Raw genomic sequence first — 16,088 nt, 5'->3', positions numbered from 1 at the left:
CTGCTTGGTCGTTCCTCCAGCGGTCTGCGCTAGCGGCCAGCACTCAAGCTCGTTAAAGCAGAAGGGGAGGAGGAACCAAGCAGTACCAGCTGCCCAATTCCCCCTCCCCTTCTCGTTAAACAGGTGAGGCTCCAACCATCACTGGCTAGAGCCTCAAACCCACTTAGGTTAAGTCCGGCGGTGACCTACTCTCCCACACCCTCACGAGTGCAGTACCATCGGCGCAATGGGCCTTAGCTTCCGGGTTCGGTATGGGACCGGGCGTTTCCCCCACGCTATGACCGCCGTAACAATCACGAAGCACACAAACCCCATGGTTTGATGCATTCCGGTGTCATTAATGCCTTATGTTATTTCTGGCTAGAGGTTGTTGTCTCGTAACCGCATAGTGAACGCGAACAGCATTGAAAAATATCAGTTCAAATTATTGTTTTATTGTGTGTTGTAAGCCATCGGCCTATTAGTACAGGTCAGCTGCACAAGTCTTCAGTCCTTGCTTCCACATCCTGCCTATCAACCCAGTGGTCTAGCTGGGGGCCTCTCACACACAAAGGTGCATGGAAATCTCATCTCGAAGCAGGCTTCCCGCTTAGATGCTTTCAGCGGTTATCCCTTCCAAACGTAGCTAATCAGCGATGCACTTGGCAGTACAACTGACACACCAGAGGTTCGTCCGTCCCGGTCCTCTCGTACTAAGGACAGCCCTTCTCAAATTTCCAACGCGCGCAGCGGATAGGGACCGAACTGTCTCACGACGTTCTAAACCCAGCTCGCGTACCGCTTTAATGGGCGAACAGCCCAACCCTTGGGACCTACTCCAGCCCCAGGATGCGACGAGCCGACATCGAGGTGCCAAACCATGCCGTCGATATGGACTCTTGGGCAAGATCAGCCTGTTATCCCCGAGGTACCTTTTATCCGTTGAGCGACGGCCCTTCCACGAGGTGCCGCCGGATCACTAGTCCCGACTTTCGTCCCTGCTCGAGCTGTCACTCTCACAGTCAAGCTCCCTTGTGCACTTACACTCGACACCTGATTGCCAACCAGGCTGAGGGAACCTTTGGGCGCCTCCGTTACATTTTAGGAGGCAACCGCCCCAGTTAAACTACCCATCAGGCACTGTCCCTGAACCAGATCATGGTCCGAAGTTAGGTGACCGGTACAGCCAGAGTGGTATTTCAACGATGACTCCACCTGAACTAGCGTCCAAGCTTCACAGTCTCCCACCTATCCTACACAAGCTGCACCGAACACCAATACCAAACTATAGTAAAGGTCTCGGGGTCTTTCCGTCCTGCTGCGCGTAACGAGCATCTTTACTCGTACTGCAATTTCGCCGAGTTCATGGTTGAGACAGCGGGGAAGTCGTTACTCCATTCGTGCAGGTCGGAACTTACCCGACAAGGAATTTCGCTACCTTAGGATGGTTATAGTTACCACCGCCGTTTACTGGGGCTTAAATTCTCAGCTTCGCCACAAAAGTGACTAACCAGTCCTCTTAACCTTCCAGCACCGGGCAGGAGTCAGTCCGTATACATCGTCTTGCGACTTCGCACGGACCTGTGTTTTTAGTAAACAGTCGCTTCCCCCTGGTCTCTGCGGCCCACACCCGCATCAGAGAAGCAAGTTCTCATCACGGGGCAGGCCCCCCTTCTTCCGAAGTTACGGGGGCATTTTGCCGAGTTCCTTAACCATGATTCTCTCGATCGCCTTAGTATTCTCTACCTGATCACCTGTGTCGGTTTGGGGTACGGGCGGACTGGGACCTCGCGCCGATGCTTTTCTAGGCAGCATAGGATCACCGAATCACCCCATAAACGGGGCGCCTATCAGGTCTCAGAAACATGAGCGGCGGATTTGCCAACCGCTCTTCCTACACCCTTGGACCAGGTCAATTCCATTGCCTGGCTCGGCTACCTTCCTGCGTCACACCTGTTAATACGCTGACCTCACTGCATCGGTTCCCACCACACCACCAGCAACCATTCCCGAAGGAACAAATCACCGGATCCGTCATGGTTAGCATCCACAGCTCAGTATGGGCGGTCCTTCGCCGGTACGGGAATATCAACCCGTTGTCCATCGACTACGCCTGTCGGCCTCGCCTTAGGTCCCGACTAACCCAGGGCAGATTAGCTTAACCCTGGAACCCTTGATCATTCGGCGGACGGGTTTCTCACCCGTCATTCGCTACTCATGCCTGCATTCTCACTCGTGTGGCCTCCACCGCTGGTTTACACCGCGACTTCACCGTCCACACGACGCTCCCCTACCCATCCAAACACCCAATCGAAACCAGGTTAATATTTGAATGACGCAACTTCGGCGGTGTGCTTGAGCCCCGCTACATTATCGGCGCGGAATCACTTGACCAGTGAGCTATTACGCACTCTTTCAAGGGTGGCTGCTTCTAAGCCAACCTCCTGGTTGTCACAGCAACTCCACATCCTTTTCCACTTAGCACACGCTTAGGGGCCTTAGTTGGCGTTCTGGGCTGTTTCCCTCTCGACTATGAAGCTTATCCCCCACAGTCTCACTGCTGCGCTCTCACTTGCCGGCATTCGGAGTTTGGCTAAGGTCAGTAACCTTGTAGGGCCCATCGCCTATCCAGTAGCTCTACCTCCAGCAAGAAACACGCAACGCTGCACCTAAATGCATTTCGGGGAGAACCAGCTATCACGAAGTTTGATTGGCCTTTCACCCCTACCCACAGCTCATCCCCTCCATTTTCAACTGAAGTGGGTTCGGTCCTCCACACGCTCTTACACGCGCTTCAACCTGGCCATGGGTAGATCACTTCGCTTCGGGTCTAGATCACGCCACTCAAACGCCCTATTCAGACTCGCTTTCGCTACGGCTTCCCCACACGGGTTAACCTCGCGACGTAACACTAACTCGCAGGCTCATTCTTCAAAAGGCACGCCATCACCAGGGAACAAGTCCCCAGCTCTAACGGATTGTAAGCGCACGGTTTCAGGTACTATTTCACTCCCCTCCCGGGGTACTTTTCACCATTCCCTCACGGTACTGATTCACTATCGGTCATCAAGTAGTATTCAGGCTTACCAGGTGGTCCTGGCAGATTCACACAAGGTTTCACGGGCCCCGTGCTACTCGGGTATCAACACTAGAACGGCAGACACGCATTACGCCTACGGGACTATCACCCTCTCTGGTCCGGCATTCCAACCGATTCACCTATACGCCTGCACCTCATCCCACCAGCAAGATAGCGCTGGTACATGTCAACCCCACAACCCCGATGATGCAACGCCTATCCGCTATCACACACCAACCGGTTTAGCCCCATCCGCGTTCGCTCGCCACTACTAACGGAATCACTGTTGTTTTCTCTTCCTGCGGGTACTGAGATGTTTCACTTCCCCGCGTTCCCTCCACACAGCCTATACATTCAGCTGCAGGTCACACCACATAACATGGTGCGGGGTTCCCCCATTCGGAAATCCTGGCCTCAACGTCCGGTTATCGACTCCACCAGGCTTATCGCAGATTCCCACGTCCTTCATCGGCTCTTGATGCCAAGGCATCCACCGTGCGCCCTTAAAAACTTCAACACAAATCAAAGTCTCAGAATTGAGCAATAAAACAATCTAACAAAATCACGCAGACAAGACTCCAACACCAGGCAATCCAAGGAAAAGGACTACCCAGCTCATCTCATCTGCAAGATGCTCGCGTTCACTATACAGTTCCCAAACAACAACCCCGCACCCCCGCAACAACACCCCAAAACCAACACCAACCAAAGGCCAGCATCAATCCAACAGGACATCCTTGCAGCAAACACAGGACAAACACCGAAACACCAAGAACCCCTCACCCAAGCGAACACCACCAGGACCCTCCCCACAGGAAGAACCCCGGCAACCATTCACCAGGAAAGGAGGCTTGTTGCCTCAAAACCCAACAGCATGCCAAACCATACAAACCACACAACACCCACACACCGCATTCCAGCACCGCAAGAAGAAAACCCCCTGCAATGCGTACTAGCAGATGCCCAAGCACCACGCGGCCACAGCCAATACCCCGCACCAGCATCAGCCAGCACGTTTTCCGGTATTGAGTCCATTGATATTCCACCCATGAGCAACCCACCCGGACAACACTCGTGTCCAGCATGGGCAACCAATAATGGTTAGCTCCTTAGAAAGGAGGTGATCCAGCCGCACCTTCCGGTACGGCTACCTTGTTACGACTTAGTCCCAATCGCCAGTCCCACCTTCGACGACTCCCCCCACACAAGGTGGTTAGGCCATCGGCTTCGGGTGTTACCAACTTTCGTGACTTGACGGGCGGTGTGTACAAGGCCCGGGAACGTATTCACCGCAGCGTTGCTGATCTGCGATTACTAGCGACTCCGACTTCATGGGGTCGAGTTGCAGACCCCAATCCGAACTGAGACCGGCTTTTAGGGATTAGCTCCACCTCACAGTATCGCAACCCATTGTACCGGCCATTGTAGCATGCGTGAAGCCCAAGACATAAGGGGCATGATGATTTGACGTCATCCCCACCTTCCTCCGAGTTGACCCCGGCAGTCTCCCATGAGTCCCCACCACTACGTGCTGGCAACATGGAACGAGGGTTGCGCTCGTTGCGGGACTTAACCCAACATCTCACGACACGAGCTGACGACAACCATGCACCACCTGTGAACCAGCCCCGAAGGGAAACCCCATCTCTGAGGCGGTCTGGCACATGTCAAGCCTTGGTAAGGTTCTTCGCGTTGCATCGAATTAATCCGCATGCTCCGCCGCTTGTGCGGGCCCCCGTCAATTCCTTTGAGTTTTAGCCTTGCGGCCGTACTCCCCAGGCGGGGCACTTAATGCGTTAGCTACGGCGCGGAAAACGTGGAATGTCCCCCACACCTAGTGCCCAACGTTTACGGCATGGACTACCAGGGTATCTAATCCTGTTCGCTCCCCATGCTTTCGCTCCTCAGCGTCAGTAAATGCCCAGAGACCTGCCTTCGCCATCGGTGTTCCTCCTGATATCTGCGCATTTCACCGCTACACCAGGAATTCCAGTCTCCCCTACATCACTCTAGTCTGCCCGTACCCACCGCAGATCCGAGGTTGAGCCTCGGACTTTCACGGCAGACGCGACAAACCGCCTACGAGCTCTTTACGCCCAATAAATCCGGATAACGCTTGCGCCCTACGTATTACCGCGGCTGCTGGCACGTAGTTAGCCGGCGCTTCTTCTGCAGGTACCGTCACTTTCGCTTCTTCCCTACTGAAAGAGGTTTACAACCCGAAGGCCGTCATCCCTCACGCGGCGTCGCTGCATCAGGCTTTCGCCCATTGTGCAATATTCCCCACTGCTGCCTCCCGTAGGAGTCTGGGCCGTGTCTCAGTCCCAGTGTGGCCGGTCACCCTCTCAGGCCGGCTACCCGTCGTCGCCTTGGTGAGCCATTACCTCACCAACAAGCTGATAGGCCGCGAGTCCATCCCCCACCGATAAATCTTTCCACCCCGCACCATGCGGTGCGAGGTCATATCCGGTATTAGACCCAGTTTCCCGGGCTTATCCCAGAGTCGGGGGCAGGTTACTCACGTGTTACTCACCCGTTCGCCACTAATCCACCCAGCAAGCTGGGCTTCATCGTTCGACTTGCATGTGTTAAGCACGCCGCCAGCGTTCATCCTGAGCCAGGATCAAACTCTCCATAAAAAAATAAAAAGCCACCAGCAACCCCTTGGAAAATAAGGGCGAAGCCGATGAAGTCCTGGCGAATAATAAAACACTCGAAAACACTGCACGGGGGTGCAATGCCTCAAGCAAATGTTATGTATTCACCAAATAAAAATATTCGGTATCAACAAACTTGGCACACTATTGAGTTCTCAAACAACAAACACTCTCGACACCACAACCACCAATCCTTCGATGACTGCTTCGCTCCGGAGCAACTTTTCCAACTTACCAGACTTCCTGATCCGATCAAAATCGGCGGAAAACCTTCAGTGAAAAGTGATTGGCTGCCGGGTAAACAATCGGTAGATTCCGTGGTGTTTCCGTTCCGGCAACAGATAAAAACTATACACAGGTTCTTGGGCACTTACAAATCGAGGGGCCGCGTTCTAGGTCACATTCATTTCGCTGTTCTAGTCTGGGCTCATGAGCGACCTGCAAAGACTCCTTGGATACCGTGAACCCATCTTCAATGCATCTATGGCTGGCGCGGCTGGCGGCGCCTTGGCTGCAGCTGTTTCCCACGCGGGAGGTGTAGGGATGATCGGTTCGCCTGCAACTCCCACAGCTGACTGGATTGAACAGCAAACGCAATTCGTTGAATCCCTGAGTACTCCATGGGGCGTCGGCTTCATGGCCTGGGCGCTGGAAACGGATCTCTCCCCGCTAGAGGCCTTCTTGGAGTTCGGGCCCTCGTTGGTGACCTTGAGCTTCGGCGATGTCACCCGGGCCGCGGCGGTAGCCCATGAGGCTGGAGTTCTGACCGCCATGCAGGTAGGCAACGCGGCAGATCTGGAACGCGCCATGGCTGATGACATCGACATCATCATTGCCCGTGGGGCAGAAGGTGGCGGACACGGCCGCAATGAAGCTGGAACCCTGCCGTTGCTGCAGCTGGCAACCTCCCAGCACCAGAAGCCGGTGATCGCGGCTGGCGGCATCGGCACCGCACGGGGTGTCGCCGCGGTGCTTTCAGCTGGCGCCGAAGCCGCCTGGATCGGCACCCGCTTCCTTTCGGCAACAGAAGCCAGCGGGCACGAGAACATGAAGAGCGCAGTGCGCAACGCGGGCCTGGATGGCACTATCTATACGCGTGCCTTCGATATCGCCCAGCAACTGCCGTGGGCACCGGAATTCGGCGGACGCGCACTGCGCAATGAGTTCAGCGACAAGCACGAGGACCTGTCCGGCTGGGAGCCGACGGAAGCGCTGCGCAAGCAGATGATCCACGCCCGTGCCGAAGCGCTGACGGACATCGCTCCGGTCTACGCCGGCGAGGCAGTGCAGTTCGTGGACGCTGAGCAGCCAGCCGCCGAGGTCATGCGGGAACTGTGCGGCTTCCGCCAGATCCTCGCCGATGCAGCACGGCGCTTTGCCTAGATCGGCTGGTTGTCGATCAGCCGGACATTGCCCACCTTCGCCGCGACAAGGACCAGGCCTTCTCCGGTGAAGGGGGTGTCCTGGCAGTTGAATGCCAGTTCTTGCAGGGTATCCGGGTTGACGACGACGAAGTAGTCGAGCTCCACCAGCGGTTCCATCTGGTACATTCCGATCGCATCTTCGATGTACAGCGGCTCGTTTCGTGCCGCGCGACCTGCAATCAGCTGAATCGAACGGTGCAGCACCAATGCCGCTTCCTTCTCTTCCTCGCTGAGCAATGCATTGCGGCTGGACAGCGCCAGGCCCTTGTCGCTGCGCACGATCGGCACCGCACGCAGCTCTACCGGGTAATCCAGGTCGGCAACCATGCGACGGATCAGCACCAGCTGCTGGGCATCCTTCTGGCCGAAGTAGGCGCGGTATTCGCCACGGCGCGGGTCTGCCAGGTGCAGCAGCTTGGCAACAACTGCCAGCATTCCATCGAAGTGGCCCGGGCGCGAGGCGCCTTCATACATTTCGCCCAGTGCGCCGGAGTCCAGCTTCACCAACGGCAGGCCGGCGTGGTAGATCTCGGAGGCTTCCGGGGCAAAGACGATATCCACCCCGGCAGCAGCGGCCAGCTGGACATCGGCGTCGAGCTGGCGCGGATACTTCGCGTAGTCGTTGGCATCGTTGAACTGCAGTTCATTGACGAATACTGAAATGACGACAAGTTCATTTTCTTCACGGGCTGCCTTGAACAGCGAAGCGTGGCCGCTGTGCAGGGCTCCCATGGTGGGCACGAAGCCCAGCGACCCCGGGTTGGCTGCGGCAATAGCGGCCTTCAGCTCGGCACGGGTCTTGACAATCTTCGGGGTATTCACGCTATCTATTCTAGAACTCGCAGGAGCTCTTCCAGCGTGCTCTGGGAGATCAGGCCGCGATCGGCCGCGCGCAGTGCCGTCGCCCGCGAGAGGCTCCGGTAGGAATTATTCGTTTCTGCCGGGTCGTCGGCCAAGGCCTGCAGGTGCGCGGTCACGGTCCCGCGATCGCCGCGGGCCACCGGGCCGGTCAGGGCGCCGGCTCCGGAACGCAGCGCGTTATCCAGGCTCGCGTACATCAGGGCTCGCAGGGTATTGGATGGCTCTTCCACGCCGATGCGGCGCAGGATATCGGCCGATTGCGCCGTGATGGTGTTCAGGTGGTTTGCCGCATGGGCCAGGGCCGCGTGGTAGCTGACCCGGTCCTGCTCGGCGATCACCACGGGCTCTCCGCGCATCTCCACCACCAGCGCCTGGGCGACCGGCAGGATGGCCTCGTCGGCGGTGACCGCGAAGACGCAGTCGGTCAGCCGCTGCAGATCCATGCTCATCCCGGTGAAGGTCATTGCCGGGTGGATTGCCAGGCCGAAGGCGCCGGCGTCCATGGCCGGCTGCAGGATCGAGGTGCCGTAGCGCCCGGCGGTGTGGGCGACCAGCTGCCCCACGGAGAAATGCCCGCCCGCGGCCAGCCCGGCCACGAGTTCGCCGAGCACATCATCGGGCACCGCAAAGAGCACCAGCTCGCTGCGGCGCAGGATTTCTGCCGGGTCCAGCAATTCCACGCCGGGCAGCAAGGCGTCGGCGCGATCGCGTGAGGCCTCCGAGACTGCATGGATGCCGGTGATCCGGTGCCCGCTGGCCGACAGCGCCGCACCGAGCACGGTGCCTACCTTGCCGGCCGAGATGATGCCGATTCCCAAGCGTGGTGCGTCCACTTCTACCTTTCAAACCAGGCGCCGGGTCTGCGCCCGGATAAATTCTGCCGCGGTGTCCGCATCAATCTGATGCACGTATCCGGTGATGCTTCCGCCAGCACTGTGCAAGCGGACACCGGCCAGTCTACGGCCTCGCTCCCACGGCCCCTGTATCCAGCTCATGCCCTGCACCCGGTTATGCGGCACGAAACTGGCTTGGCGCGCCAGCCAGCCGTACCGGGAAATCACCGTGGTTCCGGTGGCCAGGAACCCCTGGTGCTTCCATGCCCCGGGCGATAGCGGCTTGGCGCGTTCCGGGGAGCCGATGAAACCGTGCTCGGATCCGGTGCTCACCGCCGTGGCCAGCACCTCGCGCTGGTTCTCGACGCCAAGGTCCGGCAGCAGGATCCCCATGATGCGGGCGACCGACTCGAAGTCGCCCACCGGGAGCACCTGCAGGTTGTCGGCGTCATCGCTCTTGGTGCCCAGCACGTTGACCTCCACCTTGTACCAGCCCAGCATCCGCCAGAAGAAGGGGGCCGTCACCGAAATGGCCTGGACCCGGCCGGAGGGAATGGAGTGCTGGCGGGTGTCGGCCAGACCGTAGCTGATCCGCATGCCGGTGTCCGAGGCACTGGCGGTGAAGTTCCAGCCCTGGTTCAGCTGCTTGTAGAACCAGCTGCCGAAGGCCAGCACCGCGGGCACCAGGCCGGCGATGATTCCCTCGACCCCGGAAATCCACAGCACCAGCATCGACAGGCAGGCAAGCAGGCCGATGATCACCGGCAGCTGCAGGAACAGCGAGGCGATCAGCCGACCGATGGGCACCTTGGCCATCAGCGGCGATGCTTGCATGGCAGGCTGCGGATCGGCCGGCGTGGGCGCATCTGCCGCAGCCTGTTCGGCTTCTGGGGCATGCGCGGGTCGTCCGCCGCGGGCCCGCTGGAGGATGACCTGGCGCAACGCGTGGGCGTCGGCCTTGCGCAGGAAGGAAAGGCGCAGCACCGACTCGGAGGAATCGGCCACGTCGAAGCGCAGCTCGGCAAGTCCCAGCAGCCGGGCAACCAGCGGCTGAGCGATGTCGATGCCCTGCACCTTGTCGATGCGCGCCTGCTTCTGGCTGCGGAAGAGCATCCCTGAATTCACGTACACGTGCGTGCTGGTGAGCTTGTAGCGGGTGAAGTACCAGGAAAGGAAGTAGAAGATGAGCACCACGAGCAGGGCGATGCCGGCGCCCGCGACGGTCCAGATCAGCCTGTCGCCGGAAAAGCGTTCAGCCCAGGACAGTTCGTCGGTGTTCTGCCAGTAGATGTAGACCAGGCCGATGATGGCCAGCCAGCCGTGGACGAAGGGGCTGGCCGGGTGCACCCGCTGCCATGGCTCGGCGCTGTCACCGGCGGCCGGTTCCACGAACTGGCTCATAGCATCTGCTCTTCGCCGGCGGCCACGAGCCGTTCGCGCAATTCCTGGCCTTCGCGCTCGGGCAGCCCGTAGACGTGCGCGGTGGCGCCGGTGCCTGCGGTGTTCAGCGTCAGCTGGCACAGGCCGTAGCGGCGCTCCAGCGGTCCGCTGTTGACCTCGACGTACTGCATCCGGCCGTAGGGAATGACTACCTGCTTGCGCCACATCACCCCGGAGCGGACGATGAAGTCTTCCTCGCGTTCGAGGTAGCCCAGTGCGGCGACCTGGCGGCGGATGATGCGCAAGGCCAGCAGCGCCAGCAGCAGCACCAGCAGGATCGGGGCGAGGACCAGCCACAGCGCAATGCCGGCTCCGGTTGCCGCCAGCACGGCAGGAACCAGAGAGGCCAGCAGGATCACGCCCCAGGTGATCGCCCAGGTGGTGAGCTTGACCTTGGCATAGTCCCGGTGGGCTGGGGTGAAGCTACTCGGTGACCACGGAGTCGCTATTGCCATCGGTATCCTCCGGTGGAAGTTTGCACAGTTGCTGAACAATATACCCAATGACCACCATGAGGAGCCCGGCACCGGCCAGTACCAGGCCGCGGGTCAGGGTGGGGGTCATGCCGGTGGCCGCCCAGAGCATGATGATGGCTGGAACATGCCAGCCGGCGATGACCGCGCCGGCATAGGCCGAGGCCTGCGCCAGCACCAGAGTGCGGGCCGCGGCGATCGGCTCGAAGTCGGCCTTGCCCTGGGTGGAGCGCTTCACCCGGATCCCCAGGAACAGCACCACCGCGCAGACTGCGCCCAGCGAGTACAGCGCCGAGTAGTCGAGCACCGGCGCGTACCGGCCTGCCGAGGTGAGCAGGCGCAGCGCAATCCAGCCGGCCGCGGCTCCGAACCCGGCGCACGCGAACAGCCAGCGCAGCTTCAGCTTTGTCATAGCCGGATGATGTCTTTCGTGTCGGCGGCTTCGGCGGCCAGGCGGGAGACCAGTTGCCCCTCCAGCACCGCGTCCGGATCCATCCAGCTCCACGGGGCCAGCACGAAGCCGCGGATCGCGGCGCGCGGATGCGGCAGGGTCAGCCGCTCGTCATCCAGGCGCAGCTGGTCGTAGGCGATCAAGTCCAAATCCAGGGTGCGCGCTTCCCAGCGCACCTCGCGGGTGCGGTGGTGCTTGGCTTCGATGGACTGGCACAAATCCAGCAGCTCATGCGGCGAGAGCCGGGTGCGCAGCTGGACTACCTGGTTGGTGTAGTCCGGCTGGTCCGGCGGGCCGCCCACCGGCTTGGTGATGGCCAGCGGGGAGACCTTGAGCAGCTCGGTTTCCGCACCGAGTTCCTGCACCGCGGCGGCCAGCGTGGCCTGCGGGTCGCCGAGGTTGGCGCCCAGCGCGATGATCGCTGTGTGCTGCTTCTGGTGCCGGGTCAGCGAGATCGTGACATCGCTGAACGGCACCGGGATCGGTGCCTGCGGCTTGTGCACCACTACGTCGATGGTGGCCACGGACGGGTAGGCGGCGAGGATCGCCTCGGCGATTTCGCTGCCCAGCTTCTCGATCAAGTCCCACGGGCCGGCCTTGATCTGCTCGACCACCAGCTCGCTGACTTCGCCGTAGTGCACGGTGTCCAGCACATTGTCGCTGGCTGCCGCCCGCGTGATGTCCACGTGCAGCACCACGTCGATGATGAATTCCTGGCCGTCGCGCTTCTCATGCTCGAACACGCCATGGTAGCCGGTGGCCGAAATTCCGTAGATGCTAATGCGATCCATAGGCCTGCACGACTTCGATGGCGTCGCGGCTGCCGGCGACATCGTGCACGCGCACCGCCCAGACCTTGTCGCGGGCGCCCAGCACGGTGGTGGCGGCAGTCGCCGCATCGCGTTCCAGCGGCGCCCGGCTCTTGGAGCCCTCGGCCAGCAGCTCGCCCAGGAAGCGCTTGCGGCTGGTGCCGATCAGCACCCGATGGCCCAGCTCTTCGATGGCAGGGACATTGGCCAGCAGCGCCCAGTTGTGCCCGGCATCCTTGGCGAAGCCCAGTCCCGGGTCGATGATGATCTGTTCCGGGGCCACGCCCTTGGCGACGAACTCGTCGCGCAGGCCGCGCAGCTCGCCGATGACCTCTGCGACCACGTCCTGGTAGTTGGCCTCGGCGACCATGTTCTGCGCGGTGCCGCGGCGGTGCATCAGCACGTAGGGGACGCCGGTTTCAGCGATCAGCTCGGGCATGCCCTGCTCGTAGGTCAGGCCCGAGACGTCGTTGATGATGTGCGCGCCGGCTTCGATGGCCGCGCGGGCGGTGGAGACATGCATGGTGTCCACGGAGATCACCGCGCCGGCCTTCACCAGGGCTTCGATGACCGGGATGATGCGCTCCTGCTCGAGGGCTGGATCCACGTCCTTGGCGCCGGGGCGGGTGGATTCGCCGCCCACGTCGATGATGTCCGCGCCGGAGTAGAGCAGCTTCAGGCCCTGGTCGATCGCGGCATCGGTGGACAGGTACTTCCCGCCGTCCGAGAAGGAGTCCTCGGTGACGTTCAGGATGCCCATGACCAGGGTGCGGCCGGTGGGCAGGTCGGCCATCGTCTTCTTCTTGGACTTGCGGATGATGGGCAAGGGGCTGGTGTTCGGGCCGGTGCCCGGGATCGCTCCAAGCGACATGGGGTTCCTACTTTCCGAGGATCAGGCTCATGGCTTCGGCACGGGTGGCAGTCTCGCGCAGCTGGCCGCGCACCGCACTGGTCACGGTCTTCGCTCCGGGCTTCTGCACCCCGCGCATGGACATGCACATGTGCTCGCATTCGACAACGACAATCGCGCCGGCCGGGCTCAGGTGCTCCACCAGCGCATCGACGATCTGGGTGGTCAGGCGTTCCTGGACCTGCGGGCGGCGGGCGTACACCTCGACCAGGCGGGCCAGCTTGGACAGGCCGGTGACCTTGCCGCCCTTGCCCGGGATGTAGCCGATATGCGCCGAACCGTAGAAGGGCACCAGGTGGTGCTCGCAGGTCGAGTAGAACGGGATGTCCTTGACCAGCACCATCTCATCGTGCTCGATGTCGAAGGTGGTGGACAGGTGGTCTGCCGGTTGCTGGTGCAGGCCGGCGAAGAACTCCGCGTAGGCCTTGGCCACCCGCTTCGGGGTGTCGACCAGGCCGTCGCGGTCGGGGTCCTCGCCGATGGCCTCCAGGATCTCGCGCACGGCTGCCGCGATCCGCGGCTGGTCAATCTCTTTCAGTTCACTCACGCTTCGATCCTAGTCGGTCGAGGAAGCTGCGCGCTCCTTGGGGCTTAATATCGGGCCCTCGCTGTGCACCGGACGGGCCTCGTTGCTCAGCCAGACTTCGCGCTTCTCGCGCTTGACCAGGTCGGCGAAGATCTCCGCGATCTCCGCCTGGTTCAGGGTCTCGCGCTCCAGCAGGGCCAGGGCCAGGCGGTCGAGCACATGGCGGTTGGCGGTCAGCGCCTGGTAGGCGTCGTTGTGCGCCTGCTCGATCAGCTCGCGTACCTCCTGGTCCACGAGGTGGGCCATTTCGTCGGAGAATTCGCGGGCGGCGTTGCCCATGCCCTGCTCGGCTGCCGAGCCGGCCAGGCGCACCGCGCCGACCTTCTCGCTCATGCCGTATTCGGTGACCATCTTGCGCGCGGTGGCGGTGGCCTTCTCGATGTCGTTCGATGCTCCGGTGGACGGGTCGTGGAAGACGATCTCCTCGGCGACGCGCCCGCCCATGGCGTAGGCCATCTGGTCCAGCAGCTCGTTGCGGGTGACCGAGTACTTGTCGGATTCCGGAACCACCATGGTGTAGCCCAGCGCGCGGCCGCGCGGCAGGATGGTGATCTTGGTGACCGGTGCGGTCTGGTTCATCGCGGCGGCGACCAGCGCGTGCCCGCCCTCGTGGTAGGCGGTGACCTTGCGCTCGTGCTCGTCCATCAGCCGGGTGCGCTTCTGCGGGCCGGCCATGACGCGGTCGATGGCCTCATCCAGCGCGCGGTCGTCGATCAGGTTCGCGTTGGAGCGTGCGGTGAGCAGCGCGGCCTCGTTGAGCACGTTGGCCAAATCGGCGCCGGTGTAGCCCGGGGTCTTCTTCGCGACGGCGTTCAGATCCACGGTGGCGTCCATCGGCTTGCCCTTGGCATGCACCGACAGGATCTGCTCGCGGCCCTTCAAGTCCGGTGCCTCCACCGGGATCTGCCGGTCGAAGCGGCCCGGGCGCAGCAGCGCCGGGTCCAGCACGTCGGGACGGTTGGTCGCGGCGATCAGGATGACGTTGGTGGTGGCATCGAAGCCGTCCATCTCGACGAGCAGCTGGTTCAGGGTCTGCTCGCGCTCGTCGTTGCCGCCGCCGATGCCGGCGCCGCGGTGGCGGCCCACCGCGTCGATTTCGTCGACGAAGATGATCGCCGGGGAGTTGTTCTTGGCCTGTTCGAACAGGTCGCGCACGCGCGAGGCGCCCACGCCGACGAACATCTCGACGAAGTCGGAGCCGGAGATCGAGTAGAACGGGACCTGGGCTTCGCCGGCCACCGCCTTGGCCAGCAGGGTCTTGCCGGTGCCCGGAGGGCCGTAGAGCAGCACGCCCTTGGGGATCTTCGCGCCCAGGGCCTGGAACTTGGCTGGCTCCTGCAGGAATTCCTTGATTTCGTGAAGTTCTTCCACTGCTTCGTCGGCGCCGGCGACGTCCTTGAAGGTCACCTGCGGCATGTCCTTGGTGATCAGCTTCGCCTTGGACTTGCCGAACTGCATGACCTTGGAGCCGCCGCCCTGCGAGCGGGCGAGGATGAACCAGAAAATGCCGGCGATCAGCAGGAACGGGATGATGATCCCGAGCATCGACAGCAGCCAGTTGCTTTCCACCGGCTGGTCGGTGAACTTGCCCAGATTGGCCTTGTTGATCTCATCGACGACCTGTTCGGCGCGGGCGGTGGAGTAGTAGAAGCTCACCGTGGTGCCCTTGTCCACGCCGTCCACCTTCAGGGCGTCGCGCAGCTTCAGGTCGACACGCTGGTCGCCATCGAACATCTTCGCTTCGGTGACATTGCCGCTGGTCAGCTGGTGCAAGCCGACGGAGGTATCCACCTTGGCAGAATTATTGCCAAAGACCATCGGCAGGAACAGCACCACTGCCACGACGCCGACCAAAACCCAAATGATCCAGCTGTTAAAAAGCTTCTTCGTTTTCATTGATCCGCCAGGCCCCGCGCCTGGCGCATCCCCCTCACGCACTGCTCTGGCGTCCGGGTCACGCCACCTTCGATACTTCTCAACGCCCCAATGGCGCGAAAAGTTCCCTACTGATAAATGTGCGGGGCCAAGGTGCCCACGCAATCCAGGTTGCGGTACTTTTCCGCGTAGTCCAGGCCGTAGCCCACGACGAATTCGTTCGGGATGTCCATGCCGACGTACTTGACGTCGATTTCCACCTTGGCGGCCTCGGGCTTGCGCAGCAGAGTGCAGATTTCCACCGATGCCGGGCCGCGGGATTCCAGGTTGGACTTCAGCCAGGACAAGGTCAGGCCGGAGTCGATGATGTCCTCGACGATCAGCACATGCTTGCCCATCAAGTCGGAGTCCAGGTCCTTGAGGATGCGCACCACACCGGAGGACTGGGTACCCGAACCGTAGGAGGACACTGCCATCCAGTCCATGGTCAGGTGGGAGTTCAGCGCGCGGACCAGGTCGGCCATGATCATCACGGCGCCCTTGAGCACACCTACCACGAGGATGTCGCGGCCCTCGTAGTCCTTGTCGATCTGCGCGGCGAGTTCCTCCACGCGGGCCTGGATTTCTTCCTTGGTGTACAGAACGTGCGCAAGATCGGCTTTGACTGCATTGGAATCCACGAGAATTCTCCTGATTCTAGAGGTGTGGTAC

11 protein-coding genes and 3 rRNA genes are annotated in these 16,088 nt (G+C 61.1%); 1 reads left to right on the top strand and 13 read right to left on the bottom strand.

All coding sequences use genetic code 11. The features are described 5' to 3' along the window. Positions 1 to 172 precede the first annotated feature (172 nt). The 3 genes from rrf to ACR9WD_RS00450 all read right to left on the bottom strand — a co-directional run bounded on the left by rrf (position 173) and on the right by ACR9WD_RS00450 (position 5,697). Positions 173 to 289 (bottom strand): 5S ribosomal RNA (gene rrf / locus ACR9WD_RS00460). Between the two features lie 150 nt (positions 290 to 439). Then, positions 440 to 3,575: ribosomal RNA gene (locus ACR9WD_RS00455) — 23S ribosomal RNA — on the bottom strand. Between the two features lie 596 nt (positions 3,576 to 4,171). Beyond that, positions 4,172 to 5,697, bottom strand: a 16S ribosomal RNA gene (locus ACR9WD_RS00450). The 16S, 23S and 5S rRNA genes sit together here, the layout of an rRNA operon. A gap of 447 nt (positions 5,698 to 6,144) precedes the next feature. Here ACR9WD_RS00450 and ACR9WD_RS00445 point away from each other — a divergent pair. Continuing rightward, positions 6,145 to 7,098: an NAD(P)H-dependent flavin oxidoreductase gene (locus tag ACR9WD_RS00445; protein ID WP_038992642.1), complete on the top strand. Its 954-nt coding sequence runs from the start codon at positions 6,145 to 6,147 to the stop codon at positions 7,096 to 7,098. Here the strand turns inward: ACR9WD_RS00445 and panC are convergent. The 10 genes from panC to hpt all read right to left on the bottom strand — a co-directional run bounded on the left by panC (position 7,095) and on the right by hpt (position 16,057). Then, positions 7,095 to 7,961: a pantoate--beta-alanine ligase gene (gene panC, locus ACR9WD_RS00440; RefSeq protein WP_038992644.1), complete on the bottom strand. Its 867-nt coding sequence runs from the start codon at positions 7,959 to 7,961 to the stop codon at positions 7,095 to 7,097. The genes ACR9WD_RS00445 and panC overlap by 4 nt on opposite strands. A gap of 5 nt (positions 7,962 to 7,966) precedes the next feature. After that, positions 7,967 to 8,833, bottom strand: coding sequence for a Rossmann-like and DUF2520 domain-containing protein (locus tag ACR9WD_RS00435; RefSeq protein WP_434922483.1), 867 nt, complete (start codon positions 8,831 to 8,833; stop codon positions 7,967 to 7,969). Between the two features lie 9 nt (positions 8,834 to 8,842). Further along, positions 8,843 to 10,234 carry a PH domain-containing protein gene (locus tag ACR9WD_RS00430; protein WP_434922482.1) on the bottom strand — a complete coding sequence of 464 codons (1,392 nt, stop codon included), beginning with the start codon at positions 10,232 to 10,234 and terminating at the stop codon, positions 8,843 to 8,845. After that, positions 10,231 to 10,728, bottom strand: coding sequence for a PH domain-containing protein (locus ACR9WD_RS00425; RefSeq protein WP_434922481.1), 498 nt, complete (start codon positions 10,726 to 10,728; stop codon positions 10,231 to 10,233). Before ACR9WD_RS00425 ends, ACR9WD_RS00430 begins: the two co-directional genes overlap by 4 nt. Continuing rightward, on the bottom strand, positions 10,697 to 11,158 hold the full coding sequence (locus tag ACR9WD_RS00420; RefSeq protein ID WP_052253925.1) for a DUF3180 domain-containing protein: 462 nt from the start codon (positions 11,156 to 11,158) through the stop codon (positions 10,697 to 10,699). The genes ACR9WD_RS00425 and ACR9WD_RS00420 overlap by 32 nt, the downstream gene beginning before the upstream one ends. Continuing rightward, a complete protein-coding gene (folK, locus tag ACR9WD_RS00415; RefSeq protein WP_434922480.1) occupies positions 11,155 to 11,988 on the bottom strand; it encodes a 2-amino-4-hydroxy-6-hydroxymethyldihydropteridine diphosphokinase in 834 nt (277 codons plus the stop codon). Before folK ends, ACR9WD_RS00420 begins: the two co-directional genes overlap by 4 nt. Beyond that, positions 11,975 to 12,877 carry a dihydropteroate synthase gene (folP, locus tag ACR9WD_RS00410; protein ID WP_168201911.1) on the bottom strand — a complete coding sequence of 301 codons (903 nt, stop codon included), beginning with the start codon at positions 12,875 to 12,877 and terminating at the stop codon, positions 11,975 to 11,977. The genes folK and folP overlap by 14 nt, the downstream gene beginning before the upstream one ends. Before the next feature lie 7 nt (positions 12,878 to 12,884). Further along, entirely contained in the window at positions 12,885 to 13,463 is a 579-nt protein-coding gene (gene folE / locus ACR9WD_RS00405; RefSeq protein ID WP_073707224.1) for a GTP cyclohydrolase I FolE, read from the bottom strand. A 9-nt stretch (positions 13,464 to 13,472) separates the two neighbouring features. Further along, positions 13,473 to 15,398 carry an ATP-dependent zinc metalloprotease FtsH gene (ftsH, locus tag ACR9WD_RS00400; protein WP_038992651.1) on the bottom strand — a complete coding sequence of 642 codons (1,926 nt, stop codon included), beginning with the start codon at positions 15,396 to 15,398 and terminating at the stop codon, positions 13,473 to 13,475. A 107-nt stretch (positions 15,399 to 15,505) separates the two neighbouring features. Beyond that, a complete protein-coding gene (gene hpt / locus ACR9WD_RS00395; RefSeq protein ID WP_038992657.1) occupies positions 15,506 to 16,057 on the bottom strand; it encodes a hypoxanthine phosphoribosyltransferase in 552 nt (183 codons plus the stop codon). Between the last annotated feature and the right edge of the window lie 31 nt (positions 16,058 to 16,088).

Origin of the sequence: Glutamicibacter sp. PAEs-4 (genome assembly GCF_051161755.1) — a bacterium.
GTDB classification, from domain to species: Bacteria; Actinomycetota; Actinomycetes; order Actinomycetales; family Micrococcaceae; genus Glutamicibacter; species Glutamicibacter nicotianae.
The sequence above is the reverse complement of the archived record's forward strand: the minus strand, read 5'-3'. Positions and strand labels throughout refer to the sequence as shown.